24 protein-coding genes, 1 tRNA gene, 1 pseudogene and 1 riboswitch are annotated in these 25,998 nt (G+C 55.9%); of the genes and pseudogenes, 22 read left to right on the top strand and 4 right to left on the bottom strand.

Going from position 1 to position 25,998, the window contains the following annotated elements:
* The first annotated feature begins 5 nt into the window (after positions 1-5).
* From ACVBDQ_RS08195 to yidC, 3 genes are all read left to right on the top strand, one after another.
* Complete coding sequence (locus ACVBDQ_RS08195) at positions 6-4,166, top strand: bacteriocin-processing peptidase family protein (RefSeq protein ID WP_021322598.1); 4,161 nt, start codon at positions 6-8, stop codon at positions 4,164-4,166.
* An 85-nt stretch (positions 4,167-4,251) separates the two neighbouring features.
* Positions 4,252-4,518, top strand: coding sequence for a hypothetical protein (locus tag ACVBDQ_RS08200; RefSeq protein WP_011231313.1), 267 nt, complete (start codon positions 4,252-4,254; stop codon positions 4,516-4,518).
* A gap of 44 nt (positions 4,519-4,562) precedes the next feature.
* On the top strand, positions 4,563-5,312 hold the full coding sequence (yidC, locus tag ACVBDQ_RS08205) for a membrane protein insertase YidC (protein ID WP_014195914.1): 750 nt from the start codon (positions 4,563-4,565) through the stop codon (positions 5,310-5,312).
* Between the two features lie 57 nt (positions 5,313-5,369).
* Here yidC and ACVBDQ_RS08210 read toward each other — a convergent pair whose 3' ends face one another.
* The gene (locus ACVBDQ_RS08210) at positions 5,370-5,552 is read right to left on the bottom strand and encodes a hypothetical protein (protein ID WP_236620464.1); all 183 of its coding nucleotides are present in this window, start codon (positions 5,550-5,552) and stop codon (positions 5,370-5,372) included.
* Positions 5,553-5,778: 226 nt separating this feature from the next.
* Between ACVBDQ_RS08210 and ACVBDQ_RS08215 the strand changes: the two genes are divergently transcribed.
* Together ACVBDQ_RS08215 and ACVBDQ_RS08220 are read left to right on the top strand one after the other, a co-directional pair.
* A complete protein-coding gene (locus ACVBDQ_RS08215) occupies positions 5,779-6,330 on the top strand; it encodes a cysteine hydrolase family protein (RefSeq protein WP_014195912.1) in 552 nt (183 codons plus the stop codon).
* Between the two features lie 86 nt (positions 6,331-6,416).
* Positions 6,417-7,886, top strand: a complete 1,470-nt coding sequence (locus ACVBDQ_RS08220; protein ID WP_014195911.1) for a nicotinate phosphoribosyltransferase — start codon at positions 6,417-6,419, stop codon at positions 7,884-7,886.
* Positions 7,887-8,030: 144 nt separating this feature from the next.
* On the opposite strand, the gene pepF is transcribed toward ACVBDQ_RS08220, so the two are convergent.
* Complete coding sequence (gene pepF, locus ACVBDQ_RS08225) at positions 8,031-9,887, bottom strand: oligoendopeptidase F (RefSeq protein WP_047757900.1); 1,857 nt, start codon at positions 9,885-9,887, stop codon at positions 8,031-8,033.
* Between the two features lie 93 nt (positions 9,888-9,980).
* Between pepF and ACVBDQ_RS08230 the strand changes: the two genes are divergently transcribed.
* Together ACVBDQ_RS08230 and ACVBDQ_RS08235 are read left to right on the top strand one after the other, a co-directional pair.
* Entirely contained in the window at positions 9,981-10,871 is an 891-nt protein-coding gene (locus tag ACVBDQ_RS08230; RefSeq protein WP_014195909.1) for an aldo/keto reductase, read from the top strand.
* Between the two features lie 12 nt (positions 10,872-10,883).
* Positions 10,884-13,040, top strand: a complete 2,157-nt coding sequence (locus ACVBDQ_RS08235; RefSeq protein ID WP_014195908.1) for a DNA topoisomerase III — start codon at positions 10,884-10,886, stop codon at positions 13,038-13,040.
* Between the two features lie 75 nt (positions 13,041-13,115).
* Here ACVBDQ_RS08235 and ACVBDQ_RS08240 read toward each other — a convergent pair whose 3' ends face one another.
* Together ACVBDQ_RS08240 and ACVBDQ_RS08245 are read right to left on the bottom strand one after the other, a co-directional pair.
* Positions 13,116-13,559, bottom strand: a complete 444-nt coding sequence (locus ACVBDQ_RS08240; RefSeq protein WP_014195907.1) for a GNAT family N-acetyltransferase — start codon at positions 13,557-13,559, stop codon at positions 13,116-13,118.
* A 122-nt stretch (positions 13,560-13,681) separates the two neighbouring features.
* The gene (locus ACVBDQ_RS08245; RefSeq protein ID WP_025039122.1) at positions 13,682-14,563 is read right to left on the bottom strand and encodes a glycerophosphodiester phosphodiesterase family protein; all 882 of its coding nucleotides are present in this window, start codon (positions 14,561-14,563) and stop codon (positions 13,682-13,684) included.
* A gap of 176 nt (positions 14,564-14,739) precedes the next feature.
* Between ACVBDQ_RS08245 and ACVBDQ_RS08250 the strand changes: the two genes are divergently transcribed.
* From ACVBDQ_RS08250 to cobM, 15 genes and pseudogenes are all read left to right on the top strand, one after another.
* A tRNA-Gln gene (locus ACVBDQ_RS08250) sits at positions 14,740-14,811 on the top strand.
* 257 nt (positions 14,812-15,068) lie between these two features.
* The gene (rraA, locus tag ACVBDQ_RS08255; protein ID WP_008880144.1) at positions 15,069-15,554 is read left to right on the top strand and encodes a ribonuclease E activity regulator RraA; all 486 of its coding nucleotides are present in this window, start codon (positions 15,069-15,071) and stop codon (positions 15,552-15,554) included.
* Between the two features lie 51 nt (positions 15,555-15,605).
* The gene (locus ACVBDQ_RS08260; RefSeq protein WP_008880145.1) at positions 15,606-15,860 is read left to right on the top strand and encodes a hypothetical protein; all 255 of its coding nucleotides are present in this window, start codon (positions 15,606-15,608) and stop codon (positions 15,858-15,860) included.
* Entirely contained in the window at positions 15,850-16,230 is a 381-nt protein-coding gene (locus ACVBDQ_RS08265) for a retropepsin-like aspartic protease (protein ID WP_008880146.1), read from the top strand. The genes ACVBDQ_RS08260 and ACVBDQ_RS08265 overlap by 11 nt, the downstream gene beginning before the upstream one ends.
* 17 nt (positions 16,231-16,247) lie before the next feature.
* Positions 16,248-16,388 (top strand): annotated as a pseudogene (locus ACVBDQ_RS08270) (RraA family protein); the annotation flags it as partial.
* 60 nt (positions 16,389-16,448) lie between these two features.
* Positions 16,449-16,640, top strand: a riboswitch (cobalamin riboswitch).
* Between the two features lie 181 nt (positions 16,641-16,821).
* Positions 16,822-17,196, top strand: coding sequence for a (2Fe-2S) ferredoxin domain-containing protein (locus ACVBDQ_RS08275; protein WP_025039121.1), 375 nt, complete (start codon positions 16,822-16,824; stop codon positions 17,194-17,196).
* Between the two features lie 2 nt (positions 17,197-17,198).
* Complete coding sequence (locus ACVBDQ_RS08280) at positions 17,199-17,906, top strand: HoxN/HupN/NixA family nickel/cobalt transporter (RefSeq protein WP_223812636.1); 708 nt, start codon at positions 17,199-17,201, stop codon at positions 17,904-17,906.
* A 1-nt stretch (position 17,907) separates the two neighbouring features.
* Positions 17,908-19,695, top strand: a complete 1,788-nt coding sequence (cobJ, locus tag ACVBDQ_RS08285) for a precorrin-3B C(17)-methyltransferase (protein WP_446663167.1) — start codon at positions 17,908-17,910, stop codon at positions 19,693-19,695.
* A 212-nt stretch (positions 19,696-19,907) separates the two neighbouring features.
* Positions 19,908-20,735, top strand: coding sequence for a sirohydrochlorin chelatase (locus tag ACVBDQ_RS08290; protein WP_008880154.1), 828 nt, complete (start codon positions 19,908-19,910; stop codon positions 20,733-20,735).
* 15 nt (positions 20,736-20,750) lie between these two features.
* Positions 20,751-21,527: a precorrin-6A reductase gene (gene cobK / locus ACVBDQ_RS08295; RefSeq protein ID WP_008880155.1), complete on the top strand. Its 777-nt coding sequence runs from the start codon at positions 20,751-20,753 to the stop codon at positions 21,525-21,527.
* A gap of 58 nt (positions 21,528-21,585) precedes the next feature.
* Positions 21,586-22,233: a precorrin-8X methylmutase gene (locus ACVBDQ_RS08300; protein ID WP_015374901.1), complete on the top strand. Its 648-nt coding sequence runs from the start codon at positions 21,586-21,588 to the stop codon at positions 22,231-22,233.
* 6 nt (positions 22,234-22,239) lie between these two features.
* Positions 22,240-23,358, top strand: coding sequence for a cobalt-precorrin-5B (C(1))-methyltransferase (locus tag ACVBDQ_RS08305; protein WP_014195897.1), 1,119 nt, complete (start codon positions 22,240-22,242; stop codon positions 23,356-23,358).
* Positions 23,324-24,529 carry a bifunctional cobalt-precorrin-7 (C(5))-methyltransferase/cobalt-precorrin-6B (C(15))-methyltransferase gene (locus ACVBDQ_RS08310; RefSeq protein WP_031206571.1) on the top strand — a complete coding sequence of 402 codons (1,206 nt, stop codon included), beginning with the start codon at positions 23,324-23,326 and terminating at the stop codon, positions 24,527-24,529. The genes ACVBDQ_RS08305 and ACVBDQ_RS08310 overlap by 35 nt, the downstream gene beginning before the upstream one ends.
* Positions 24,526-25,227, top strand: coding sequence for a precorrin-2 C(20)-methyltransferase (gene cobI, locus ACVBDQ_RS08315; RefSeq protein ID WP_008880159.1), 702 nt, complete (start codon positions 24,526-24,528; stop codon positions 25,225-25,227). The genes ACVBDQ_RS08310 and cobI overlap by 4 nt, the downstream gene beginning before the upstream one ends.
* Positions 25,224-25,997 (top strand): precorrin-4 C(11)-methyltransferase, encoded by a 774-nt coding sequence (cobM, locus tag ACVBDQ_RS08320; RefSeq protein ID WP_011231288.1) that lies wholly within the window; start codon positions 25,224-25,226, stop codon positions 25,995-25,997. The genes cobI and cobM overlap by 4 nt, the downstream gene beginning before the upstream one ends.
* The last annotated feature ends 1 nt before the right edge of the window (position 25,998 follow it).

A 25,998-nucleotide genomic window follows, 5' to 3' on the forward strand; every position in this document is an offset into this window, starting at 1 on the left:
TTTGTATGAATCATATCAAACCGATCGCATTGCTCGTTGAAGAAAAACGAATCGTGGATGCCCTTGCCCAGGTGCGGCCGCATTTAGAAAACATGGGATTGTTTCAATGGCGGCCGCTCATGGCGTCATGGGACAGCATCGAGCCGTTTCGGGCGCTCATCCGGCTGTTTGATTATGCGCTCATGTACCGGCATAGCGGGCTTGTCGCGCGGTACGCCCACCGGAAGTTCAACACGTTGCAGACGCTCGCTTGGGTGTGTGATGAGTGGCTCGAGAACCGCCGGCCGCTCGATGTGGAAGAGGCGCTCACCCCGCGTCTTACAGAAGCGCTCGAAGGCCGGGTGGAGGAGCCGAGGGAATCGATCGCCCGGGCGGCGTTTGCGTTGGTGCGCGCTTTATTGGATATGCAGCGGATCGATGAGGCGCACGAATGGATGGATGTGGTTGCCCGCTATGAGACGGTGCCGATGCATGACAAGTGGGGCTATTTTTATATCGAGACCGGCGACCGGAAGCGCGCCGAACAGGTGATTCGCGCCGGTCTCGATGACCCGGAGCGCGGCGACATGTGCTATTTGCTGCTTTCGGATTTGTACGCTCTTGACGGCCGCCACCACGAGGCGCTTGCCGTTTTGGAGGAAGGAGGGCGGCGCTTTCCGCAAGTGCTGGCGTTTTACGCTGAGCGCGTGCGCCGCTTGCGCGATGTGCGCGCCTACCGTGAGGCGCTCGCGGCGATGGATGAACTTGACCGCCTGAATCCGCTTCATATGCATCGCCGTTATTTCGCCCATTTGCGCGCCGAACTGTATTACCAGCTTGACGAATGGGAGAAGCTTGAATCGCTTGTGAAAGCGGAGCCGCAGCTTGAAAAAACGCCGTACGCCCGAGCGCTTGGGCGGCAAAGGAAACGGTCGGTGGTGCTGCCGCTTGTGCCGGTCGTGCAAAAGCATAACTATTGCGTGCCGGCAAGTTTGGAAATGATGCTTCGATTGCTTGGCTCCCCCCGTACGCAGGATGAAGTGGCCCAACATATTTTTGATGTGCGCGGATCGAAATTGTCGACGACGGTTCATTATTTGGAAGAGCTTGGCTTTGTTTGCCGCTTTTTCGTCGGCTCGCCGCTTCGTTGGAAGCGGCTGATTGATGAGGACGTTCCGGTGCTGTTAAGCGTCGATTATGAACAGTCATCGCACGTGCAGGTGTTGTTTGGCTATGACGAGCGGCTTGGGGCGTTGTACGTGCAAGACCCGAATCTATTTGATCCGTTTGTTGTTTCCGAGGACGAGCTTGCCAAATGGTATGCAGGGACGCATTATTTGTCGATTGTGGCGCTTCCCCGGGAAAAAGCGGCGCTCGCCGCCGAGCTCCCCGAAGAGGAAGACCGCTATTTCCGCGAATTGCATGCGTTGGCCGAAAAGATGGATGAGGACGAGCAGGCGCATTTCGACGCGTTTGTCGCCTTTTTGCGCAAGCATGAGCACATCCCGTACACATGGCTGTATGTCATGAAGCATTTTAGCAGCGATGAGGCGAAGCCGCTTGTGTTTGATTACACCAGGCGCGTCTTGAGCGAGTATCCCGAACATAACGACTTGCTGCTGATGGCGGCGAAAGCGTATGTCTACACGCAAGAAATGGAGAAGGCTGAAGACGTGCTCAAACGGGTGAAAGGAAAGGCGCAAAGCCCGCTCTACCATTATTTGCGCGGCCGAATCGCCTTTTTTGCCAGCCGCTACGAAGAGGCGGCTCGCTATTTTCGCACCTCGCTCCAGTTGGACCCAGATCAGCCGGAAGTGTGGAGCTATTTCGGACTCGCCTCGGCGTACGCCGGTCATATCGAAAAAGGGCTCATCTCTTCGCGCGTAGCGGTCAGCTTATATCCGGGCGATTTGTTTATCGAAACGAACCATGGTGTGCTGTTGTTCCACGCGAAGCGGTTTGCCGAAGCGCGCGCCTGGTTTGATCGTCTTGTGCGCCGCGAACGGCGGGATGCCCAGCTTTGGTATGAGCGGGCCCGCTGCGATCGGGAGCTCGGCCGCCGGCGCAAGGCGGAACGCGGCTTTTGCGTCGCCAAAGCGCTCGACCCGCAGGAACCGTACCCGTATTTGATGTTGGCTGACTTGTATGATGACGACGGTGATCGGGAAAAAGCGAAAGCGGTGTTGGAAGAGGGATTGGCCGCCGCCTGGCGGTTGGCGCCGCTTTACGTCCGCCTTGGCGATCTCTATATGGAGGAAGGAGAGGCGGAACAAGCGGTTTCGTGCTACGAAGAGGCGATCCGCCATGACAGCGATGACGTGTTTGCCCATCTAGGCTTGGCGGCCGCCCTCGCGGAGCGCGGGGATGTGGAAGCGGCGCGCCGGTATGTAATCAAGCAGCGCACCCGTTTTGCCAACAACAGCGAATATTGGCTCAATGCAGGCAAATGGCTCATCGCCCACGGTTTCGCCGATGAGGAGGAAGGACGCGAGACGGCGCTGTCGTGGTTGGAGGAAGGGCTGCGCCTCGCCGAGTTTGATGCCGAAGAAGCGTACGAGTTTTACATCGACCAGCTGACAACGCCAACTCTTCGAGAGCGCGGCCGGGCGTTTTTGAAACAGCTTGTCTCGGCTCGCCCGAAACTCGCTTCGGCCCATTCCGCTCTCGGCGTCCTTTATGAGCGGCAAGGCCGGCCGTCCAAGGCCATGGCGTTTTACCGAGAAGCCGCCGCCATGGGCCATTGGCTTTCACTCTTCCGGCTGGCGGAGCTGTGCGCCTCGCTCGGACGCTACCAAGAGGCGAAACAACATTATGAGGCGTGTCTCAAAGCCGATCCGTCGTTTGTCCTCTGCCATTTTCGCTTAGCTGCGCTCTATGAGGCAGAAGGAAACGAAGAGCGGCAGCACGCGCATTTGCTTCAGGCGATTCGCCTTGCTCCGCTGCGAGTGGATAGCGAACAGCTTGCAGCGATCATAGAGCCTCCGGCGCTGCTTGAGGCGTTGGCCGATGCCCGTCCGCGTGGAGGAGATGTGTGGTACTATGACAGCCTCGGGTATGTATATGGAGCGCTCGGACGCCGCGATCAAGAAAAGGCGGCGGTCGAGAGGGCGCTTGCTCTTGACCCGGATCACAGTGAAGTGCTTCGTCATTACGCGAATGTGCTTAGCCGGGAAGGACGCACGAAAGAGGCAATCAAGCTGCTCGAGCGGTTGATGGTGCGCCATCCCGACGATGAATCGTTGTATTCGGCATATGTCGCCTTATTCCCGAAAACGATGCGCGGCTTAGGGAAGCTGCGCCACCGGCTGGAGCGGCTGAAGATCGGCCGTGAGGCGAAAAGCGTTGTTTATCGGAATGCGGCCGCCGCTCTCCTTCCGTATTTGGAAGAGGAACAGAACGAAAGCGACGAGCCGGTGCGGTGGTGGACAAAAGCGAAAGAATGGATGGGCAGGTTTTCCTTGTTTTCGATCGTCATTGATTTGTATGAGGAGGCGATTCGCCTCAATCGCAGCCATGCGGAAGCCTATGGGCAGCTCGCCCGCCTCTATGCGGCGATCGAGCTGGAGGACGATGCCATCAAAACGTGGCGCCGGGCGCTCGCCCGCGTTTGGGATCCTTCATTGGCGCGTGAATTCGTCGAACACTTGTTGAAGGCCGACGATGAGAAGAAGCGCCAAGAAGCCAAGCGGTGGCTTGAACGGCTAGTGGCTGATGACCCGGACGATGTCGAACTGCGCGTGTTGCAGGCGGTCGTTTGGCTTCAAGAAGGGCAGCACGAGAAAGCCGAGCGGCAGCTGGAGGCGATCGTGGCGGAAGAACCGCTCGCCCGTGAGGCGCTCATGTTGCTTGGCGAACAGTATATGGAAACGGGCCGCTATCAGGAAGCGGCGGCGCTTTGGGAGCGCTACGCCGATTGGTATCCTGAGGATGAAGAGCTGAATATGCAGCTCGCGGCTGCTTATGAAGCGGCAGGGCACATTGAGCGGGCTTTGGCTGCCATTGAACGGTGCGTCCATATGGCCAAAGATGCTCGACTTCGCTACGAACGAGCCCGCTGTCTCGCGCTGCTTGGACGCTTCGATGAGGCGAAGCAAGAGCTTGAGGCGGCATTTTCGGCTGATGAAAGCGGAGAGCTCGCCATGTTGGCGGCTGACGAGCCGGCATTTCACCGCTTGGAGCGGATGTGATCAATTGTTGCTTTTCTTTTGATGGAAAGTTTGCTATTGTATGAGAAGAGAAGATGGACGGGGCAAAAGGGGGTGGACGGGACGCATGGAAGCGCCTATTGATTTGCTTGTGTATATGTCGCTTGTCGGCGCGTTATGGATCATCATGAAAGGGTATATGGGCGCACATCGGACAGCGAAATCATTGTTTTACGAGCCGGCGTTGGCCTCGGTTCGCGAGCGGGAGGCGGGAGGAGGCGCCGAACGAGCGGCGCTTCCATGGCGCCCGCTGTTTTTGCCGCAGCGGCGGAAAATTCCCGTTCGGGAACGGACAAGCCGAACGGATGAGGATGGAAGGCCCTTTCCTTTATGATGAAACGGCATGATTTTGCAACATGATAGTAAGGAGGGCTTTTCATGAAAAAATGGGTATTGGTGCTGCTTGGTGCAGTCTTGCTTCTTTCCGGCTGCAACCGCAACGAACCGATCAATGAACATAGCCAAGGCATTTGGAACCATTATTTTGTCTACCCGATGTCGAAGCTCCTTTTGACGCTTGGGCACTGGTTTGGCGACAACTACGGCATCGCCATTATCGTGCTGACGCTCATCGTCCGTTTTTGCTTGCTGCCGCTCATTTTGAAGCAGTTCCGCGCATCACTCGCCATGCAAAAGCTGCGTCCGGAATTGTTGAAGCTGCAAGAAAAATATAAAAGCAAAGACCCGGAAACGCAGCGCAAGCTCCAGCAAGAAATGATGCAGCTGTACCAAAAGCACGGCGTCAATCCGGCGAGCGGCTGCCTGCCGGTGTTAATTCAAATGCCGATTTTTATGGCGCTTTATTACGCGATTTCGCGGACGCAAGAAATTAAAACCCACTCGTTCCTATGGGTCGAGCTTGGCCACCGCGATCCGTATTTCATTTTGCCCGTTTTGGCGGCGTTGACGACGTTCATCTCGCTCCGCCTCTCGCCGTCGATGGCCGAAGAACAAATGCCGCAAATGGCGATGATGTCGTACATCATGCCGGTCATGATCTTTATCGGCGCCAGCTCCGTCCCATCGGCGCTGTCGCTCTATTGGGTTGTCGGCGGTTGCTTCTCGATCATCCAGTCGCTCATTTTGCGCAGTCAGCTGAAAGCGGCGAAAGCGGCGGAAAATAGCTGACGGATCAGTGAAAATCCCGCGCCTGCTTCAAGCAGGCGCGGGATTTTCGCTTTGCGCTTATGGTTGCGCCGCTTTGTTGATTTGATTCAGCTGATAATTGTTGAACGGCACCCAACGGAGAGGCTCAGTGTAGCTGATCATGCGAATCCGGTTTGACGCAAATTTATTCAGGAAGACGACGGATAAACCGACGGCAAGAAGCACGAGCAAAAAAACGATATTGAAAAAAAGGGGGATCATATCGGCATATCCTACTTTCTGTTTTTGTAAATATTCGTAAAAACCATTCGTCAGAAAGGAATCACTTTTCCGCTGAGCGATGGAAGGCGAGTTTTGCATCATCGGCTCGCTTTCTTATGCAATCTTCTGCTTGCCCAGATTTTGCATGCTGGAGTAGAGTAAAAGTATAGCAGCGGCAATGTACAGCAAGACCCGTTTGTTAGACAAACACGCAGGAGGGATTTTCATGAAGAGAGCACTCATTAACATCGACTACACCGTCGATTTTATCGCCGATCATGGCGCGCTCACATGCGGGAAGCCGGGGCAGGCGATTGAAGAAGAACTTGTACGGGTGACGAAACAGTTTATCGATCGTGGAGATTTTGTTGTCTTCGCCATTGACAAACATGTGGCGGGAGATCACTACCATCCGGAAACGAAGCTGTTTCCGCCGCATAACATTGAAGGGACGGAGGGACGAAAGCTGTACGGGGAGCTCGAAGAGGTGTATCAAGCAAATAAGCATAAAGACAACGTCTACTGGATGGACAAAACGCGCTACAGCGCGTTCGCCGGGACCGATTTGGAGCTGAAATTGCGCGAGAGAGGCATCACGGAAGTGCATTTGGTCGGCTGCTGCACCGATATTTGCGTCCTCCATACGGCGGTCGATGCATACAATAAAGGCTTTCGCATCGTCGTCCACCGGCGGGCGGTCGCGAGCTTCGACGCGGCGGGACACGAATGGGCGCTCCGCCATTTTCGCCATACGCTAGGCGCAGAAATAGTGGAATAATGGAGAAAACATGATAGAATAGACGATGAACGTTCTTTTTCTCCATTCGGCGGCGCAGTCATTCGTATGTTGGAGGTTGCACATTCATGAAAAAATATGCCGATGACAGTTTGATGCTTCATACGGACTTATATCAAATCAACATGGTCGAGACGTATTGGGAAGATCGTATGCATGAGCGCCGCGCTGTGTTTGAAGTGTTTTTCCGCAAGTTGCCGTTTGGCAACGGCTATGCGGTGTTCGCTGGGTTGGAGCGTGTCATTCAGTTTTTGCAACAGTTCCGATTTTCTGACAGCGACATCGACTATTTGCGCCAAGAACTTGGTTACCGCGACGACTTTTTAGACTATTTGCGGACGCTTCGCTTCACCGGCACGGTCCGTTCGATGCGCGAAGGGGAAGTGGTGTTTGCCAATGAACCGATTATGCGCATCGAGGCGCCGCTCGCCGAGGCGCAGCTCATCGAAACGGCTATTTTAAACATTATCAATTTCCAGACGCTCATCGCCACGAAAGCGTCGCGCATTAAGCATATTCTCGGGAACGAACCGGCTTTGGAGTTCGGCAGCCGGCGGGCGCAGGAGATGGATGCGGCGCTTTGGGGGGCGCGCGCAGCGTATATCGGCGGGATTGAGGCGACATCGAACGTGCGCGCCGGGAAGCTGTTTGGCATTCCGGTCGCCGGAACGCACGCCCATTCGATGATTCAAGCGTATCAGGATGAATACACCGCCTTTTTGAAGTATGCACGCCGTCATAAAGACTGCGTATTTCTCGTCGATACGTACGATACGTTGAAGTCCGGGGTGCCAAACGCCATTCGCGTCGCGAAGGAGCTGGGCGACCAAATCAACTTTATCGGCATCCGCATCGACAGCGGCGATCTCGCCTATTTGTCGAAGGAAGCGCGGAAAATGCTCGATGAAGCCGGATTTCCGAACGCGAAAATTTTCGCCTCGAACGATTTGGATGAAGATACGATTTTAAACTTGAAGTCGCAAGGGGCGAAAATCGATGTGTGGGGGATCGGCACAAAGCTCATTACGGCGTACGATCAGCCAGCGCTCGGCGCCGTGTACAAAATGGTGGCGATTGAAAACGAACGCGGTGAGATGGTCGATACAATCAAAATCAGCGGCAATCCAGAGAAAGTGACGACGCCGGGGCTGAAGCGGGTGTACCGCATCGTCAACAAAATCAACCATAAAGCGGAAGGCGACTACATCGCCTTAGAGAGCGAAAACCCGCAGCAAGAAGAGCGGCTGAAAATGTTCCATCCGGTGTACACGTTCATCAGCAAATTCGTCACCAATTTCGAAGCGCGTGATTTGCATGTGACGATCTTCGACAACGGCCGGCTCGTGTATACGTCGCCCCCGCTTCCGGACATTCAAGCGTATGCGAAAGAAAGCTTGCGCTTGTTTTGGGAGGAGTACAAACGGACGCTCAATCCCGAGCAATATCCCGTCGATTTGAGCCAAGCGTGCTGGGACAATAAGATGGAAAACATCCGCAAGGTGAAAGAAAAAATTGCAGGTGCATCTTTAAGTGAATAAACCGCCTTGGCTGCGGGGCAAGCGCATGGTGTCGCTTTGCGCGCGATCGACCGCCTTAACCGGTTCGGCGCGTTGCAGCGCAAAGCGATATTCTTTTTTCCGCCGCAATAACAAAGGTGTCCCGAACGGCGCGGGACACCTCTTTCATGTAGACCGCTGACGGTTTTGGCTTGGCAGCTGTCGATCGAGTTCGTCAACGAGTTCGGCGAAATGACCTAAGACCCGCTCGATCGGTTCGGGGCTTGTCATATCCACTCCGGCTCGCTTGAGCAGACGGATCGGATCATCGGATGCGCCGGAGCGCAAAAATTGTTTGTACCGCTTCACCGCCTTGCCGCTTGTATCGGTTTGGATGTCGCTCACAATGGTGTACGACGCCGCGAGCGAAGTGGCATATTTGTATACATAAAAGGCGTCATAAAAATGCGGGATGCGCAGCCAGCCGCGCGCGGCGCCGGGATCGGCGGCGTACGCCGGGCCGTAATACGTTTTGAGCAGGCCAAGCCAAAGATGGTTCAGTTCGTCCGCTGTCAGACTGCCGCCTTGGCGCACTTTGTCATGAATCATCCGTTCAAATTCGGAATACATCACTTGCGTGTACAACGTGCCGCGGATTTGCTCGATTTGTTCGATGAGCAGGCGGAGTTTTTCTTCTTTTGTTTTCGCCTGTTTGTACAAATAATCGAGCATGAGCCATTCGTTCGCGGTCGAGGCGACTTCGGCGGTGAAAATCGAATGACCGGAATAATGGTACGGCTGCGCGCGGTTCGTGTATACGGAATGCATGGCGTGCCCAAGCTCGTGGGCCATCGTCAATACGCTGTCGAGCGAACCGTTGTAATTGAGCAAGATGAACGGATGGGTGTCATACGCTCCCGTGTTGTAGCCGCCGGTATATTTTTTCGGGCGCGGGAAGACATCAAGCCATCGTTCTTGAAACGCTCGGTGCACCTGTTTGATATAGTCGGCGCCGAGCGGCTTGAGTCCTTCCACTATGAGCGTCTTCGCCGTTTCGACCGGAATCGGTTTCATTGTTTCGCCGACGAGCGGCACGTACAAGTCATAGCTATGGACGCGGTCAAGCCCGAGCGCGCGCCGCCGCAGTTCGACATAGCGGTGAAGCGCCGGCAAGTGGCGGCGAGTGGCGGCGATCAAGTGATCGAACACTTCCTTTGGTACGTCATCGGCGGCCAGCGCGGCGGCAAGGCCGGATGGATAGCGGCGCACGTTCGCATACAATTCATCCGCTTTGACCGAGGCATACAGCGTCGCGGCTGCGGTTTGTTCCATGGCTTCATAACTTTTGGCTTTCGCTTCAAACGCCGCCTTTCGATAGCGGCGGTCCGGGTGCTCGAGCATGGCGGCGTATTGGTCGTCGGTCAATGTCACTGTCTTTCCGTTCGGCATCTTGACAGATGGCGGCTCGTAATCGCCGCGGGCGGCGTGGTCATAAATGTTCTCCGCTTCGCCGAGCGCCGGCGATAGTTTCGCGAGCAGCTGTTCTTCGCGTTTCGTGAGCGTATGCGGCTTTTGCTCACGCAACTCATGGAAGTAATAGCGGTACGCTTTCAGCGGTTTGCTTTTTTGGAGCTTCCTGAGCGTCCGCTCGGGTAGGGCGAGCAGTTCCGGCTCGATAAACGCTGTTTTCGCCGCATATTGGGCGGCGAGCGCTTCCACTTTTGCCCCGAGCCGGGCCGCCGTTTCATCTTCAATGTTGATATCGCGTTTTAAATGGGCGTAAAGCGACAGTTTTTCGAGCTTGCGGGCCGTTTGTTCGTTTAGGGCGAACAGTTTGGCGATCGTCTTCGCATCGTCAAGCTTCCCTTCAAACGCCGCCAGTTTCGGCAAGGCGTTTTTCACCGTCTTGTAGTCGCGCATCCATTCGTGTTCGGATGGGTAAATGTCGGCCACATTCCATTCGTATGCAGTTTCGGCGGCTGATGTCGGCCATGGGGAGGCCAAAAGAAGCACGGCGGCGAGCCCAAGAAGCCAGCGCTTCATATCATCACGTCCTTTCCGTTTTTTCCTCTTGTTGGTAGTATGCGCAAGCGGAACGATTTTAGCCAAAACCAAAAAAAGAAAGGGAGACGATCAATGGAACGAATCCGTTTAGCGGACGATTTGACTTTTTCCCGCCTCATTCACGGCTGTTGTCGGCTTGCGGACTGGGGCTATTCGCGCGAGCAGCTGCTCGGGCTCATTGAATTTTGTCTTGAGCGCGGCATTACGACGTTTGACCATGCTGATATTTACGGCGACTACACGTGTGAATCGCGCTTTGGCGAAGCGCTGGCGTTAAAGCCAAGCTTGCGCGGTCAGATCGAGATTGTGACGAAATGCGGCATCAAGCGGCCGCCAAAATACGGGATGAAATTATATGATACAAGCAAAACCCATATCATCGCCTCGGTCGAGCAGTCGCTCGCCAATTTCCGCACGGATTATATCGATGTCTTGCTCATTCACCGTCCGGATCCGTTCATGAATCCAGAAGAGGTGGCCGAGGCGTTTTGCCAGCTGAAACAGGACGGAAAAGTGCGCTATTTCGGCGTCTCGAACTTTAAACGTTCGCAGTGGGAAATGCTTCAGTCGTATTTGCCGTTTCCGCTCGTGACCAACCAAATCGAAGTATCGGCGTATCGGTTGGAAAATCTTGAAGACGGCACAGTTGACCTTTGCCTTGAGAAGCGCGTTCCGCCAATGGTATGGTCGCCGCTCGCCGGTGGAGCGATTTTTTCCGCTGACGATGACCGGGCGGTGCGGCTGCGCGGGACGTTTGAACAAGTGCGGGGTGAGGTGGGCGCTGAGACGATCGACGAAGTGCTGTACGCGTGGCTCCTCGTTCATCCAGCGCGGATGATGCCGATTGTCGGCTCGGGGAAACAAGAACGCATCGAGCGGGCGGTGCGGGCGCTGTCTTTGTCGCTTTCCCGCGAGCAATGGTTCGCCATTTTGCAAAGCTCCATGGGGCATGATGTGCCGTAAGGGGAAAGGGCGATGAAAGTCATTATCGCGGAAAAGCCGGACCAAGGGGCGACGCTCGCCTCGATTTTTCGGACGAAAAAACGGCAAGGCTATATCGAAATTTTGCCGAATGACTTGTTTCCCGACGGGGCGTATATGACATGGGCGATCGGGCATTTGTTCCAGCTCGCCCCGCCGGAGCGGTATCGGCCGGAGTGGAAGCGATGGACGCTCAACACGTTGCCGATCATCCCGGAACGGTTCGAGTATGAGATCGAAAAAGCGAAGGCGAAACAGTTTCAAGTGGTCAAGGAACTGTTGCGAAAGCCGGAAGTGACGGAAATCATCCATGCCGGCGACGCGGGGCGCGAAGGGGAGCTCATTGTGCGCAACCTCATCCGCCTAAGCGGCGTGAACAAGCCGATGAAGCGGCTTTGGCTGTCGTCCTTGACCCCGAAGGCGATCGAGGAAGGGTTCCGCCGCCTGCTCGATGAGCAGACGACGCGCCCGCTCTATGAGGAAGCGTACGCTCGCGCCTGCGCGGATTGGCTCGTCGGCATGAACGCCTCGCGCGTGTACAGCCTGTTGCTGAAAGAGCGCGGGATGAATGATGTGTTTTCCGTCGGGCGCGTGCAGACGCCGACATTGGCGCTGATCGTCCGGCGTGAACGGGAAATTGAGCAGTTCCGCCCTGAACCGTTTTGGGAAGTTGTCGCCTCGTTTGTCATTGGCGACAAGCGTTATGAAGGAAAATGGACGGATAAAAACGGCCAAACGCGTCTTGGGGACGAGGAGATGGCGAAAAAGATCGCTGCCTTTTGCCAAGGAAAACGGGCGGAAGTCGCCGACGTCCGCACGGAGCGGAAAACGTATCAGCCGCCCCTGTTGTTCAACTTATCGACGCTGCAGGCGACAGCGAACAAGCTGTACCGCTTCTCGCCGAAAAAGACGCTTGATGTGCTGCAATCGCTCTACCAAAAAGGGATCGTTTCGTACCCGCGTTCCGATTCGATGCATGTGACGAAAGGGGAAGCGGAAACGTTCCCTGCCATTTTGCAAAAGTTGTCATCGTTTCCAGCGTACGCGCCGTATTTTCCGCTGCCGCAGCCGTCGATTTTACAGAATAAGCGTTATGTAAACGAGAAAAAAGTCACCGACCACTACGCGATCATCCCGACTGAACAAGTTGTTGCCCCGGAGAAGCTGTCGGACGACGAGCGGAAGGTGTATGATTTGGTCGTCCGCCGCTTGATTGCCGCCCACCACCAGGCGGCGGTCATCGATTATACGACCGTCACGACGCTCGTTGACGGTCGGGCTCGCTTCGTTTCGAAAGGAAGGCAGGTCGTCGAGGAAGGATGGCGCGCGGTCATCCGCCCGCATGAGGAGGAGAAAGATGCTGCGCTGCCTCCCCTTGAGCGAGGGGAGGCGGGGAAAGCGGCCGCTGTAAAGGTGAAAGAAGGGAAGACCGAGCCGCCGAAACGGTATACAGAAGGCGAACTCATCACCTTGATGAAAACGGCGGGAAAATTTTTGGACGATGAGGAACTGGAAAAAGTGCTCGCCAAAACGGAAGGGCTTGGCACGGAAGCAACAAGGGCGGCGATCATTACCATGCTGAAAGAGCGGAAGTATATTGAAGTGAAAAAGAACCTCGTGTACGCGACCGACAAGGCGAAAGTGTTGATCGAGGCGCTTGGCGGCACGATCCTCGCCTCGCCGGAAATGACGGCGAAATGGGAGCAGCGCTTAAGCGAAATCGGCGAAGGGAGCGCCTCGCCCGCCGCCTTTATGGAACAGGTGAAAAAGTTGGCGCAAAAAGTGGTCGCTGACGCCATCGCCGCCGCGCCGAATTGGAATTTCAGAGGGGTTGACACCGCCTCGATCCAGCGGACAAGGAAGAAAAAAACGATGGGTGAGAAGCTTGGGCCGTGCCCGCTTTGCGGCGGGACCGTCATCGACAAAGGAACGTTGTACGGTTGCGACCAGTACGCGAAAACAAAATGCTCGTTTACGATCTCCAAACGCATTCTCGGCAAATCGATTTCGGCGGCGAATGTGAAAAAGCTGCTGGCGCAAGGGAAAACAAATGTCATAAAAGGGTTTAAAAAAGGCGGGAAAACGTTTGACGCCATACTCGTTTGGGATGAAAACGAGAAGAAATTGTCGTTTCAGTTTCCGAAGCGGTGACGAAGGCAACAGGCGTTGGGGGATGGGAGGTTTGGCGAAAAGGCGGACCGATGGCGGCCCGCCTTTTTTTGCCCTTTACTCCGTTCGCGGCTCTTGAATCCGCTCCATCAACCGCTCCGGCTCGCTCGGCGCGGCAAAGCCGAACTGCCTGTACAGCCCGTGCGCGTCTTTGGTCGCGAGCATCACCTTGCGGACAGCGGCGACATCAGGATGGGCGAGCACGCATGATAACAGCCATTTCCCGAGACCTTGCCCACGGTATGCTTCATCGATGAACACGTCGCACAGATAGGCGAACGTCGCCCGGTCGGTGATGACGCGCGCCATGCCAATTTGCCTGTCGCCGTGAAAAAGGGAAAAGCAGAGCGAATGGTCAAGCGATTTGAGGATCGTTTCGCGGCTGCGCTCATTCGCCCAATACGAGCGGGCAAGGAAGTCAAACACGCGCTCAAGCTGGACGCGGCGGCGGTCCGTCGTCACGGTAAATGGGCCGTTTTCGTAATCGATGATCGTCCACATGATCTGGCCTCCTTTTTCTCAAATGATACACCGAATCGGGTCAAATGGGAACGATTTTCGTTTTTATTAACCATAATAACATTATGTAAACAATAAGCTCCCCCTGGCTCCCTGAAGGCCGGTCAATGGCGGGGCAGACGACGGCAGGCGGCAATGCGGCCAGGGCGGTCTGGATAATCGGTGAACAGGCCGTCAACGCCCATGGCGCATAGGCGAGCGAGATCGTGTGGTTCATTGACGGTATAGACGTGAACAATGAGCCCGCGGCCATGGGCGGCGCGCACCCACTCTTCGGTGACGGCCGAAAGCGGCAAGCCGATGCCATCGGCATAGACGGCGATTTGTTGCAGCAGCTCGTCGCGGCCGCTGTGCGCTTCCTTCTCGCCGACCAATTGAATGAGCCGAATGCCGTGCGGGATGAGCGGCCGGAGCGCTTGCAAGCTTTCCGGGTGGAACGATTGAAACATGACGCGGCGCTGTTGCAGGAAACCGTGTTTTTTCAATAGATGGACGACCGCCTCTTCGATGCCGGGCTGTTTCGTTTCGATGTACAACGGGGCTTCCACACGCTCCGCTTTCAGCATCTGAATCACCTCATCAAGCGTCGGGATGCGCTCGCCGGCAAAGCGTGGATGAAACCACGACCCGGCATCCAGCCGCCTCAGTTCAGCGAACGAAAAATCATTTACCCGCCACGGAGCACGGCGCGGGTAGACCGTTTCGGCATTTGTCGTCCGGGCGAGCGTCGCATCATGCAGAGCAACGAGCTTCCCGTCTTTGGCTGCGCGCACATCGACTTCGATATAGTCCGCCTGCATGCGGGCGGCAAGGCGGTAGGATGAGAGCGTATGCTCCGGCGCGTATCCGGACGCGCCGCGGTGGGCGATGACGGCGGTTTTCGGCTGGCTGGATGGCTGCCAGGCAGCCGCGGCCGCTAAGACGATCGGCAACGATAACAAAAACAATGTGCAAAGATAGAAGCGAAAAACCGTGATCCGGCGCATATACATCTCTCCCCTTCCAGTTATCATATCGGGAAAACAAGTGCGAGGGAAAAACGAGGTGATATAGTGGGGAAAGGATGCTTGTACCGATAGTTTCGCACATCAAGCAAAGGGATATTCAGTTTGATGCATAAAGTGCGTTATCATGCCGCATACTGTAAACGACAACAAAACGTTGGGCTATAGCCAAGCGGTAAGGCAACGGACTTTGACTCCGTGATGCGCTGGTTCGAATCCAGCTAGCCCAGCTGAACGTCTGGTCAAACCGGAGGGGCTTTGAGCCGGTGAAAACGGTCTCCGCTATATATCGGCGCGGGGCCGTTTTTTATGGTTTCAATGCGATCGGTGGAATACATCGAAGCGATTAACCGCCACACAATGGTTTGGTTCACATCGCCGCGTTCGTGTCAGTCGTTCGAATGAAAGATCGTCGACAAAAAACTGCTGAGGCAGAAGGATTTTGGCGAATGACGGCGAATGCAAAACATGAAAGGGGAGAGCGACAATGAAAACAGCCGATTTATGCGATCAATTTTTAGACGAGTTGCAAGTATGCGAGTTGCCGTTCCAATCGTACGGCGGAAAGCGGGCGTTTTCCGGGCCGATTGCGACGGTCGATGTGTTTGAAGACAACGTCCTTGTCCGAGAAGCGCTGGAGACGGTGCCGCCGGGGACGGTGCTCGTGGTCGATGGAAAAGGCTCGCGCCGCGTCGCGCTATTAGGCGACCGGCTGGCGCAAATCGCTTGCGAGAGGGGGCTTGCTGGCGTCATCATCCACGGCTGCATCCGCGATTCAGCGGAAATTGGCGCCATGCCGATTGGCGTGATGGCGATCGGCACATGCCCGGTGAAAAGCAAAAAAGAGGGAAAAGGCTCACGCGACGTTGCGCTCGAGTTTGGCGGCGTCCGCTGGGAGCCAGGGGCGTACGTGTACGCTGATGCGGACGGCGTTGTCGTCGCCAACAAAGATTTGTTGGCGAAAAATGGTTGACGGCTGCGGTTGAGTCTCGTTCAATACAACGAACAGGTTGAGGCGATGGAGATGGAATGGCAGGAAGTGCGTTCATTGTATCCAAATCAATTTGTGAAATTACAAGTATTAAAGTCCCATTTAGAGGGAGATCAAGAAATCATTGAAGAGGTGGCTGTTATCGGAACGGTTTCGGACAAGGATGCAACTCGTGAGTTGCTGCAATCGAAAGGGAATCAGCTTGTTTATCATACTAGCCACAAGGAGATTGTTTTAAAAGTTCGGGGAGCGATTGGCCTGAGAGGGAAATTTCATTATGCAGATTGAATATCGTGAAGGCTTGCTGTTTGCATCGATCGAAATCGTTTATCAAGGAAGGTCTAAGTTGATTCATAATATGGTGATTGATACTGGTGCGGCGAAAACAGTGATTTCTCAAAATGCAGTAGAAGATATTCATTTGCGGGTAGAGCCGGGCGATCGTATTGTGGCTTATTACGGAATCGGTGGGAAAGAGTACGCGTTTACAAAAAAATTAGACTGTATTCAGCTAGATTCTTTCCAGCTAAGAGAGTATGAAATTGATTTTAGCGGGATGGACTATGAGGGGATTAACGGTTTGTTAGGATTGGATATATTGCTGGGCGCTGGATTTGTCTTAGACCTGGACAAGTTGGAGATGTATCGTTCTGGTTGAAATGGAACGCCCGCTCGAAATGCCAAAAAGAAGGAAAAGGCGCCCGCGACGTTGCGCTCGAGTTTGGCGGCGTCCGCTGGGAGCCAGGGGCGTACGTGTACGCTGATGCGGACGGCGTTGTCGTCGCCAACAAAGATTTGTCGGCAAAAAACGGTTGACGGCAACGCATTGGTTGTACTACGATGAAAACGGATGCTTGTTCCATGACAGCGCATATATGGCGGTAAGACAAACAAGGTGCCTAGCCCGCTTAGGGCTTGGGTGAAAAGGGAAGCTCGGTGAAAATCCGGCACGGTGCCCGCCACTGTGATGGGGAGCTTTGCGGCAACAAGTCACTGAAGGATGCTTCGGGAAGACGCCGCCAAGCGATGATCCTAAGTCAGGAGACCTGCCTTGTTTGGATCGGACGGATGCCTACGGGACTATAGGCAGACGTGCGGGAGAATGACGGCTTTAGGGGCCCTGTTTGGGCCGTTTACGGCTTTCGTATACATTTTTCTGCACCTCTGCTGTAGAGGTGCTTTTTCTTTTGTCGAAAAACCGTCCGTCTGCCGCATTTCATTCTACCATTCTAGCAAAAGGGGGGATTTGGTGGCGACGTGGGATTTGCGGGGAATGAAGCATCATGTGCTCATTTGCAACGGAGGGACGTGCCTCCGCCATGGCGGAGATGACGTGACAACCGCGGTGCGCGAGGAAATCGCCCGCCTTGGGCTTGACGACGCTGTCCATACAACAAGGACGCGCTGCAACGGACGCTGTCAAGATGCGTGTGTGATGATCGTCTACCCGGATGGCGTCTGGTACCGGTTGATGACACCGGAGAAGGCAAAAGAGGTCGTCCATCGCCATTTGCAAAACGGCGAGCCGCTTCGCGCGTGGGCGACGTATGAATACCGTGAAGACGGGTTGACCCGTCTTGGTGGGACGGAGTCGGTTATTGGCGTTCGAAAGAGGAGGACGTAATGATGGAATGGGCCAGTTATGTAATGTTAGCGATATTTCTCGGCATGCGTCATGGGATGGACAGCGACCATGTCGCGGCCATTGCGGATATGGTCGGAAGCGAGTCGCGGCGAAGACAGCAGTTGGCGCTCGGAATCATGTACGCTATTGGACACGGAGCAATCGTGTTTGTCATGGGGGTGGCGGCGCTCATGGTCGGCGCCCGGCTTTCCGAGTCGTCAGCCGCCGCCATTGAGCTCTTAGTTGGCGTTACGCTTGTGCTTCTTGGCGGGATGATGCTTTTTTCTCTTTTTCGGCGGGGTGAGGTGAAAAGCCGGTTTCAGCTCCTTTATGAGTTCGGCCATACGGTTACTCGATGGCTGCGGGGAAGGCGGGAAATGGACAGTTGCCGTTCTTTTTCGCATGTTGGTTGGGCTGGCGCCTTGATCATCGGCATCATTCATGGCATTGGCGTCGAAAGCCCGACCCAGCTAGCCATTATCACCCACGCGGTCGGAAAAGTGCGTGTGAGCGCCGCTGTCCTTCAGCTTGTGCTGTTTGTCGCCGGCTTGCTCATTGCGACGATTGCTACAGCGGCTGGATTATCGTGGGGATTTTGGAAAGCAAAGCAGCGGGAACGACTGTTTTATGTCCTTGGTGCGGTCACAGGGATTTACAGCATATGGTTAGGGATGTCGATGATAATCGAGATATGGAGAGGGGGGCTGTAAAGTGGGCGGCAAATTGCTCATTGTCGGCTTTGGCCCGGGAAGCGTCGACCATATGACGAAACGGGCTCGGGAAGCGATTGAAGAAAGCGACGTCATCATTGGCTACAAAACGTACATCGAACTTGTGCGCGATCTCATTGCTGGAAAAGAGATCATTAGCACGGGCATGACCGAAGAAGTGAGCCGCGCCCAAGCGGCGGTGAAGTGGGCCGAGCGCGGCAAAACGGTCGCCGTCATTTCAAGCGGCGACGCCGGGTTGTACGGCATGGCGGGGCTCGTGTATGAAGTGTTGATCGAAAAAGGGTGGACGAAAGCGAGTCCGATTGAAGTCGAAGTCATCCCCGGCATTTCCGCCATTCATTCGTGCGCTGCATTGCTTGGGGCGCCGATTATGCACGATGCGTGTACGATCAGCTTGAGCGACCATTTGACGCCGTGGGAGCTGATTGAAAAGCGGATTGACGCCGCGGCGGCGGCCGATTTTGTCATTGCGTTGTACAATCCGAAAAGCGGGCGGCGCACTCGGCAGATTGTGGAGGCGCAACGCATCCTGCTCCGCCATCGTGCGCCGACAACGCCCGTTGGACTCGTGAAAAGTGCGTACCGCGAACGGCAGCATATCGTTCTCACCGACTTGGCGCATATGCTGGACCATGAGATCGGCATGTTGACGACGGTGATTATCGGCAACTCAACGACATTCGTCCATGACGGCGTGATGATCACGCCGCGCGGCTACCAGCGCAAGTATCAACTAGCAGCCGCCGTCCAGCCGCTCAAACCGCATGAACGGCTGCGCAAAGAAGCGGAGCCGTGGGCGCTTGACCAGACGAAACCGCTGGAAGATGAGGACGAAGGAAGCACGGGGGCATCAGGACCGTCCGAAGCGGCTGTCCTCGCCGGGGACAACCAGAAGGATCGTGCTTTCACCGCCTTGGCCACCGCGGTTCGACCGCCGTCTGTTGCCGCGGCCACGAAGGAGGCCGAGCCAACGCCGCTGGCTGCCGTTTTGCCGCCGCTTGCTGCACCGCTGGCAAAAACAGCCAAACGGCAGCCGACCGCCGCGCCAAAACGGGTGAAAGAAACAGCCGAAGACGCGCTCGCCGCTTTAGAGAGACGGAAAACAAGAAAGACGGCGGCCGTGTTGTTGGAAGCGGCGGTGAGCCCGGGCGTGGCCAATAAACAGTTCACCCCGGAACAGCTCATCGTGCTTGCGGAAGTGGTAGGGATGGATGGAAAAATGACCTACACACCGGATCATTATATGAAAATCGAACGGTTGACAGAGGACCCAGATGGGCTTGTGGCCCGTCTCGTTGACGCCGGACTGATCGTGATGCCGGTCGGTGATGTGCTGACGGTGAAGGCATGTGATTTTTGCGATGGAGAGAAAAAAGACGCCATTCCATACGCGGAGGAATTGGCGCGCCGGTTTGGCGGCATGGCGCTGCCGAAAGAGTTGAAGCTTGGCATCAACGGCTGCGGGATGGCGTGCTACGGCGCGGTGCACGAAGACATCGGGCTTGTGTACCGGAAAGGGAAATTTGATTTGTTTTTGGGCGGGAAAACGGTCGGCCGCAACGCCCATCCCGGCCAGCTCGTCGCGGAAGGCATTCCGCCGGAAGAAATTGTGGCGGTTATGGCAGAAATCATCGAACAGTATCAAGAACAAGCACATCCAAATGAACGGTTTCATAAGTTTTTCCGCCGCGTGAAGCAAGTCGGACGTTTTTCACACGAAGAGGCAAAACCGGCCGCGTCCATCGAAATGCCGGCTTGCGGTGAGTGACGGAAGCATGCGTTATATAAGTGCAGCTTGAACGTCTGCAGATGTCGTTGGTGTCGAAGCGACGCATCTTTTTCCGACAGTCGATCGAATAACCGGCTGGTTCCATAAAAGAGCATAGATGGGCGCCTCGCATTTGGATGAAGCGCCCATCGAGTCATTGCGCTTATAGGGAACGGCGGAAGACGTCCGCTAACAAAAGGGGGAAAACAAGGATGAGAGCCATTTTATTTGTCGGCCATGGCAGCCGCGACCCGGAAGGGAACGAGCAAGTGCGGCAGTTTGTCGACCGCCTGCGGCCGCGTTTGCGCGATTCGTTTCATATTGAAACAAGTTTTTTAGAATTTGGCCGTCCGTCGATCGGCGAAGGAATCGAACGCTGCGCCGAAGCCGGGGCAATGGAAGTGGCGGTCATTCCGCTCATTTTATTGCCGGCCGGGCATTCGAAGCTGCATATCCCGGCGGAAATCGATGAGGCCAAAGCGCGCTATCCGCATATGGTGTTCCGCTACGGCCGCCCCATCGGCGTCCATGAGCAGACATTTGCTATTTTGCGCGAACGATTGCAAGAAATCGGCGAGCGGCCGGAGCAGCCGGATGACGGAACAGCGGTCATTTTGCTTGGCCGCGGCGGGAGCGATCCGGATGCGAACAGCGACTTGTATAAAATCGCCCGCCTCTTTTGGGAACAGACCGGCTATGCGCTCATCGAGCCGGCGTTTATGGGCGTGACGACGCCGTCGCTTGATGATGCTGTCCGCCGCTGTCTCATGCTCGGAGCTAGGCGGATCGTTGTTCTTCCGTATTTTTTATTCACCGGCATCCTGATTAAGCGGCTTGAGCAGCAAATGGCGCAATACCAAGCTGAGCACTCGCATATCTCGTTTGCGCTTGCCGGCTATTTTGGATTTCATCCGAAGCTTGAGGAGATCGTGCTTGACCGCCTCAACGAGGTGCTCGGCCAAACGGTGGCGATGAATTGCGACATCTGTCAATATCGGCTGCACGCCGCCCATCATCACCATCATCATCACCATCATTGAAGGAGGAAGCGTCCGATGATTTTATTGTTAGCTGGAACAAGCGATGCCCGCGAATTGGCGGTGATGATCCAACAAGCCGGCTATAACGTAACCGCGACGGTCGTCACCGATCACGCGGCCGAACAGCTCCGATCGGCCGGCATTCGCGCCTATGTCGGCCGCTTGGATGCGTCCCAGCTTGCCGATCTGGCCAAAGCCGAGGGGGCCAAAGCGATTGTGGACGCGAGCCATCCATTTGCTGAAGAGGCGTCAAAAAACGCCATGCAAGCGGCAGCAGACGCCGGGTTGCCCTACATTCGCTACGAGCGGCAGGCGTCTTCGTTTTCATCCGAGAAGGTGACATTTGTCGACAGCTATGAAGAAGCGGCTGACTTGGCGGCGGAAAAAGGCGGCGTCGTGATGCTGACGACCGGCAGCAAAACGCTCGACATTTTCGCCGCGAGGCTCATCGGTCGCCCGGACGTCAAGGTGATTGCGCGGATGCTGCCGCGGAAAGACAATCTCGACAAATGCGAGCGGCTCGGGTTTTCCCAAGAGCAGATCGTCATGATGCAAGGGCCGTTTACGAAAGAGCTCGATCGGGCGCTATACCGCCATTTTGGCGTCACGGTCGTCGTCACGAAAGAAAGCGGCAAAGTCGGGTTTGTCGATGAGAAAATCGCTGCCGCCGAGGAGCTCGGCATTGATGTCATCGTCATCCGCCGCCCACGGTTGTCATACGGCATCGTGCATCACGATTTTGCCGGCGTGCTCGAGGCGTTGAAGCAGCATGCGCCGCTTCCGGCCGTGTAAAGAATGGGATTCTAGCGGCCGCTCATGGAAGCGATCATGAAGAAAGGAGAGAATTGTCATGGACTTCCATACAACATTTCGTCCGGCGACGGTGCAGCCGGAACAAATTGAAGCGCGCAGCTTTCAAATCATTGATGAAGAGATCGGTGAGCATTCATTTACAGAAGAACAATACCGAATCGTTCAGCGCGTCATCCATGCATCGGCTGATTTTGAGCTGGGCAAAAGCCTCATTTTCCACCCGGATGCGATCCGCTCAGGCATTGATGCCATTCGCAGCGGCAAGCTCGTCGTCGCCGATGTGCAAATGGTGCAAGCCGGCGTCAATCAAGCGCGGCTTGCGAAGTTCGGCGGTGCGGTGCGCGTCTATATTTCTGATGAAGACGTGATCGCTGAAGCGAAACGGTTGAATACGACGAGGGCGATTGTGGCTATGCGCAAAGCGGTGAAAGAAGCGGAAGGCGGCATTTTTGCCATCGGCAACGCTCCGACAGCGTTATTGGAGCTCATTCGCCTCATCAAAGAAGGAGAGGCGCGGCCGGGATTGGTGATCGGCTTGCCGGTCGGATTCGTCTCGGCGGCGGAATCGAAAGAAGAATTGGCGAAGCTCGATGTGCCGTTCATCACCAACCGCGGCCGCAAAGGAGGAAGCACCGTGACCGTCGCTGCCTTGAATGCTTTATCGCTGCTCGCCGAGCGAGCGTGACGAACGATGGAAACGAAAAAAACGCTGCGTGAAGGGTATACGACCGGATCGTGCGCGACAGCGGCAACGAAAGCCGCGCTCACGGCGCTCATCACTGGCCAAGTGCAGGCGGAGGCGACGATTCGGATTCCGATCGGGCGGGTGGTGACCTTTTCGCTCGCCTCTTGTTCGTTCGATGGCGAAACGGCGACGGCCTCGGTCGTGAAGGATGGCGGCGATGACCCAGATGCGACGCACGGCGCGCTCATCGTTTCCACTGTCTCGTGGGCCTCGTCGCCGGGCGTTCATATCGACGGCGGTGAAGGGGTCGGACGCGTCACCAAACCCGGCTTGCCGGTGCCGGTCGGGGAAGCGGCGATCAATCCAGTGCCGCGGCAAATGATCCGCGAAGCCGTCAATGAAGTGCTGGCGCAATACGGTCTACATCGCGGGGTGAAGGTCGTCATTTCTGTGCCCGGCGGCGAGGAAATCGCCAAAAAAACGTTGAACCCGAGACTAGGCATCATTGGCGGCATTTCGATTTTGGGGACGCGCGGCATCGTCGTTCCGTTCTCCACCGCCGCCTACCGGGCGAGCATCGTGCAGGCGCTTCAAGTGGCGAAAGCGAACGGCTGCCGCCATGTTGTCATCACGACCGGGGGGCGGAGCGAGAAATACGCCATGCAAGAATATCCACATTTGCCGGAAGAAGCGTTTATCGAAATGGGCGATTTTGTCGGCTTTACGCTGAAACAATGCAAACGGCTTGGCATCAAGATGGTGTCGATGGTCGGGATGATGGGAAAATTTTCGAAAGTCGCTCAAGGAGTGATGATGGTGCACTCGAAAAGCGCCCCGGTCGACTTTGGCTTTTTGGCTGCCATCGCCGAGCAGGCAGGTGCTGGCCCAGAACTGGTGGCTGCGGTGCGCGGCGCGAATACGGCGGCGCAAGTCGGCGACATGATGCAAGAGGCCGGTTGCATGAAGTTTTTCGAGCTTTTGTGCGAAGCGTGCTGCCAGGCGGCGCTTCACGAAGTGGGAGGCGGTCTGACGGTGGCGACGTCCATTTACACAATGAACGGACAACAATTAGGAAAGGCGGTGCAGACCGATGGGGACGATGAAGTTGATCGGTGTGGGTGCTGATGGGCAAGCAAGTCTTCCTGAGCTGTATCGACGCTGGATTGATGAAAGCGAGCTGCTTGTCGGCGGCGAACGGCAGCTGGCGATGTTTCCTGAATACAAAGGAGAAACGATCATCATCCGCCGCGGACTGGCGGAGCTGGTGGAGCGGCTCCGCCATGAGACGCGCAACACGGTCGTGCTTGCTTCCGGCGATCCGCTCTTTTACGGCATCGGCAGCTATTTGGCCGGCAAATTGCCGATCGACGTGTATCCGGCCGTCAGCTCAGTGCAATGGGCGTTTGCGAAAATGGGCGAGTCTTGGCAAGACGCGGCGTTTGTCAGCGTCCATGGCCGGCCGCTCACCGGTTTGGCTCAGCGGGTCGACGGGCGGCGCAAAGTCGCCATCTTAACCGATGAGACGAACTCGCCGGCCGCCATCGCCCGCTATTTGCTCGAGTACGGCATGACGGAATATGAGGCGTTTGTCGGCGAGGAGCTCGGCGGGCCGAATGAGCGATGCCGGTTTTTCAAGCTAGAAGAAATGGCAGAAACCGAGTTTCTTCCATTAAATATAGTCATTTTGAGGCAAACCGCTCCTGGTCCGATTTGGCCGCTCGGCATTGACGATGATGAATTTTTCCAACGCAAGCCGGACAAAGGGCTGATTACAAAGAAAGAAATTCGCGTCTTAAGCGTAAGCGCCTTGCGCTTGCGCCCGGACAGCGTCGTCTGGGACATTGGGACGTGCACCGGTTCGGTCGCGATTGAAGCGGCGAAAATCGCCCGCGACGGGGCGGTGTTTGCGATTGAAAAAAATGAATACGACCTCGAGATTTGCCGGCAAAACTTGCGCAAATTCCGCGTTGACATCACGCTTGTGCACGGCAGGGCGCCCGATCGGCTCGATGAGTTTGCCGACCCGGATGCCATCTTTATCGGCGGCACGTCAGGCGCGATGTCGCCGTTGTTGGACGTCTGTGCGAAACGGCTGAAGAAAAATGGACGCATCGTGATCAACGCGGCAACGGTTGAGACGCTTGCTGAAGCGGGCTGCGAGCTGCGCAGCCGTGGATTTCATGTTGACATCACGCTCGCGCAAGTGTCGCGAAGCAAGCCCATTTTAGAGTTGACGCGCTTTGAGGCGCTCAATCCGGTGTATATCATGACAGCCAAGCGGGAGGGAGACGAATGACCGGCACGTTGTACGGCATCGGTGTTGGCCCGGGCGATCCAGAGCTCATGACGGTGAAAGCATACCGCCGCCTAAAAGAAGCGGATGTCATCGCCTATCCAAAAAAAGGGCGGCAAAGCAAAAGCTATGCGGAACAAATTATTGATGCGTATTTTGCGCCAGAGGAAAAACGGCGGCTCGGCCTGCATTTTCCGATGACAAAAGACCGAGCCTTGCTTGAGCCGAAGTGGAACGAGGCGGCGGACGCCATTTGGGCGGAGCTGTCGGCCGGGCGCGATGTCGCGTTTGTGACCGAAGGCGATCCGCTGTTGTACAGCACGTTCATCCATTTGATGCACGTAATGGAGCGCCGCTATCCGGAAGCGCCGATTGAAGTCGTCCCCGGCGTCAGTTCGGCCAACGCTGCTGCCGCTAGGCTTCGTCTGCCGCTGGCGGATGGTGATGAAACCGTGGCGATCGTGCCCGCCCGCGACGATGTTGAGGCGATGAAAGCAGTGCTTCTTGAGCACGATTGCGTTGTCTTTTTTAAAGTGGCGAAAGTGATCGATTTGCTGGTTCGTCTGTTGCGGGAACTCGATTTGCTTCATCGCGCCGCTGTTGTGACGAAAGTGACGTCCGGCGAGGAAGTCGTGTGGAAGGTCGAGGAGCTCGACGGAGCGGAACTCGAATATTTGACATTGATGGTGGTGAGAAAGTGAAGCTGTATATCGTAGGGGCGGGGCCGGGAGCGCCGGATTTGATCACGGTTCGCGGCGCCGAGCTTCTCGCTGCTGCCGACGCCATTTTTTACACCGACTCGCTAGTGAGCGCGGAATTGATCGAGCGCTACCGGAAGCCGGATGCTGACGTTTTCCATACCGCCGGCATGCATTTAGAAGAAATGGTCGCGGCAATGGCGGAGCAAGTGAAACAAGGACGGCTTGTCGTGCGCGTCCATACCGGTGATCCATCGATTTACGGGGCGACGCTTGAGCAAATCGCCTTGTTGAAAGAAGAAGGAATTGAAGTGGAAATCGTCCCCGGCGTCAGTTCGGCGTTTGCCGCCGCGGCCGCCGTGCAGGCGGAGCTCACCGTTCCGGAATTGACGCAGACGGTCATTTTCACCCGCGCCGAGGGGCGGACGCCGATGCCGCCGCGTGAGAAATTGCAGGAGCTGGCGCAGCATCATTGCACGCTCGTTCTTTTTTTAAGCGCGACGCTTGCCAAAAAAGTAAGCGCGGCGCTCCTTGAAGCGGGCTGGAGCGGTGATACGCCTGTCGCGATCGTCTATAAGGCGACATGGCCGGATGAAGTCGTGATTCGTTCCACCGTTGCCACAATGGCTGACGATATGCGGCGCCATGGTGTGACGAAACACGCGATCATGTTGGCCGGTTGGGCGCTCGATCCCCATATTCATGAGCGCGGCTACCGTTCGAAGCTGTACGACCGCACGTTTACGCACGGATATCGAAAGGGGGAGAAGTAAG

The organism is Geobacillus sp. CCR, from assembly GCF_052906625.1.